Below are 2,929 nucleotides of genomic sequence, written 5' to 3' on the forward strand. Positions count from 1 at the left end.
AGATGATAAGAATGCTTTCAAATATTTTAAACTCTATTCAAAGATAAAAGATGAGATATTTACCGAGGAAAGTAACAAACAAATTGCGTTGTTACAGACAATTTATGAAACAGAAAAGAAAGAGAAAGAAGCTGAAATCTATAAATTGAAAAATGTGGAACTGGCAGAGGCTAACCGGGAAATCCAGCAGAAAAATAAAGAATTGAATATCCATCGGGAACATCTGGAAGAAATTGTCCGCGAAAGAACAAAGGAATTGATAAGCTCCAATAAACAACTGAAAAGAGAAATACATGAGCATAAGTTACTTGATAAAGCTCTCCAGAAAAGTAATGAACGATTAAAAAAATTATTGGAAGAAACTGTTAATGGACTGGTTTCTGCCTTGGAAATCCGCGATCCATATACTGCCGGACATCAGAAAAGAGTTGCAATTTTGGCAAACGCTATTGCAAAATCAATGAAATTATCACAGGAGCAGATAGATGGAATTAGAATTTCCGCTACTTTGCATGATATCGGTAAGATGGAAGTTCCTGGTGAAATTCTCAGCAAACCCGGTAAATTATCAGATATCCAATTCAGTTTGATCAAAAACCATCCGCAAGCTGGTTATGAAATTTTAAAATCAATCGAATTTCCCTGGCCTGTTGCTAAGATAGTTTACCAGCATCATGAAAAACTTAATGGTTCCGGATATCCGCAAGGTCTTTCCGGTGATGAAATTATCCTCGAAGCAAAAATACTCTGCGTTGCTGATGTTGTCGAAGCAATGGCATCTCATCGTCCTTATCGTCCTGCCAGAGGTATCGATGCAACTCTCGAGGAAATTCAGAAGAATAAAAGAATCCTTTATGATCCTGAAGTTGTGGATGTCTGTTATCGATTGTTTAAGAATAAAGGATTTAATTTTCATGAGTGAGCCCACTCTAAAAATATCAAATTCAATAAAATTAGAAACCGTTAAAACGATTAATACTTTTTCCTGTTTCAGTAACCACCAACTTAAGTTGTTGGTTACTAATAAGATAGAGAACATTAACTGATTCATCAGTTTCCAAATTATTGTCTTTTTTGAATGAACTCAAGAATAAAAAAATCAAAAAAATTAATCTGATATTAGACTGAACAAAATAAATTTTGGAGTTTCAAATGAAAAAAAAGAAAATTTGTTTTTTAGTTTTATTGCTCTTCATAATTCTCAATTTGATTTCTGAAACAAATATTTATGCCAAAAGTTTGGATAAAATTAGCGGAGTTTTTGATAAGATCGATTTTTCAACATATTCGGATGATGAATTATTTGACCTACTTTCAAACTGGAATAAATTTCCAAAACTCGATGATTCGACAGGTTTCAGACAAATGAAAAATATGATCAACGATACTTTATCCGCACCTTTTATTTTCTATATTCCAGATAATTATGATGAACAACTGAAAACTCCATTGCTACTTTACCTGCACGGAGGAGTCGGCAGGCAGGATTTCATCGAAGATTTTAGGGATTATGCTGTGGAAAATCCTTTCCTTCCTTTTGCTGAACAGAACAACTGGTTTATCCTTTTTCCTGCTGGAAATCAATACACAATGTGGTGGGAATCGGTTGGAATTGAAAATATAAAAACCCAGATCAGGTATTTGAAAAATCAATATAATATCGATGATGACCGGATTTTTGTAACCGGATTTTCTGATGGAGGTTCCGGTTCGTTTCATCTTGCTTTATCTGATCCAACTTATTTTGCTTCTTTTTATCCTTTGAACGGATTTATTTCTGTCGGTTCTCGAGTAACTAAAAAACCGGCTTATCTTCCCAATCTTAAAAATCGTTTTACAGCAGCGATCAATACGGACGAAGATAGTTTATATCCGGCTGCGGAAATGCGACAATTGATGGAACTCGCTCAATTGGCGGATGCAGACCTTTCTTACAAAGAATATTGGGGAATCGGACATAGCTTTGATTATGCAGATAAGGAAATTCCTCTCATCATCGAAAATATGAAACTGCATCCCCGAAATATCTTCAAGAATGATATTTATTGGGAAACTGATGGCTCTGAATATTATACTTGCGATTGGCTCGAGATTCTGGAGTTGGATACGCTGGAAACTCAACAAAAATGGCAGCAGGAATTCAATCTGAAAATGGAGAACAAACGCATTCAGTTTGGTTTTTATGATGATCGGAAATTTAAAGGAAAAGGAATAAAGGTCAGAGATATTGTTGAAGGTTCGACCTCTGATAGTATGCACCTTTTAAAAGATGATATCATTATCAAAATGGATGGAACTCCTGTTGACTCGATCAGCGTTCTGCTGGATTTACGAGCTTCCAAAAAAAGAGGAGATAAGGTCAGTTTAACAGTATTGAGAAACAATGATGAAATAAAATTGAACGGTCAATTCCCGGAAATTGAATTTTACGATGCTTTTATTTTAAATCGTCCTTCCGGAGCAGTCAAAGCAAAATATTTCGGAAATCAATTTGAAATTGAAACATCACGAATTAAGGAAATCGCAATTTTAATCCATCCGGATATGGTCAACCTGGAAAATCCTGTGATCATAAATATTAATGGTAAAGAAAGATTCAATCAGAAAGTAAGTATCAACAGGAAATTTATGATTGATAATTTTAGGAAAAACAGGGATAGGAAAGCCATCTGGATTAAAAAGCTTTCTTTTCAGATATAAAATTTTTTTTAGAAATCCACAAATTTATTTGTGGATTTCTTATCAAATCTGTTTATCTATTTCGAAGTTATCACAGTTAACATAAAATTTTGGATATTCAAATGAGTCCACTCAAAAAAGGCAATAATTTGGAATATGTATGAAATTTTGCCCGAAATTTGGAAACTGATGAATCAGTTAATGACCTCTATCTTCTTATTAACCACCAACTTAAGTTGGTGGTTAATGA

At 33.9% G+C, this 2,929-nt stretch carries 2 protein-coding genes; both read left to right on the plus strand.

Features of this window, described 5'->3' with window-relative positions:
• Positions 1–922, plus strand: a 922-nt coding sequence (locus tag ENL20_12225) for an HD-GYP domain-containing protein (protein HHE39319.1), incomplete at its 5' end; no start/stop codon positions are given.
• Positions 923–1,152: 230 nt separating this feature from the next.
• Entirely contained in the window at positions 1,153–2,700 is a 1,548-nt protein-coding gene (locus ENL20_12230; GenBank protein HHE39320.1) for a PDZ domain-containing protein, read from the plus strand.
• The last annotated feature ends 229 nt before the right edge of the window (positions 2,701–2,929 follow it).

The sequence above is a fragment of the Candidatus Cloacimonadota bacterium genome, from assembly GCA_011372345.1.
In the GTDB taxonomy this organism is placed as follows: domain Bacteria; phylum Cloacimonadota; class Cloacimonadia; order Cloacimonadales; family TCS61; genus DRTC01.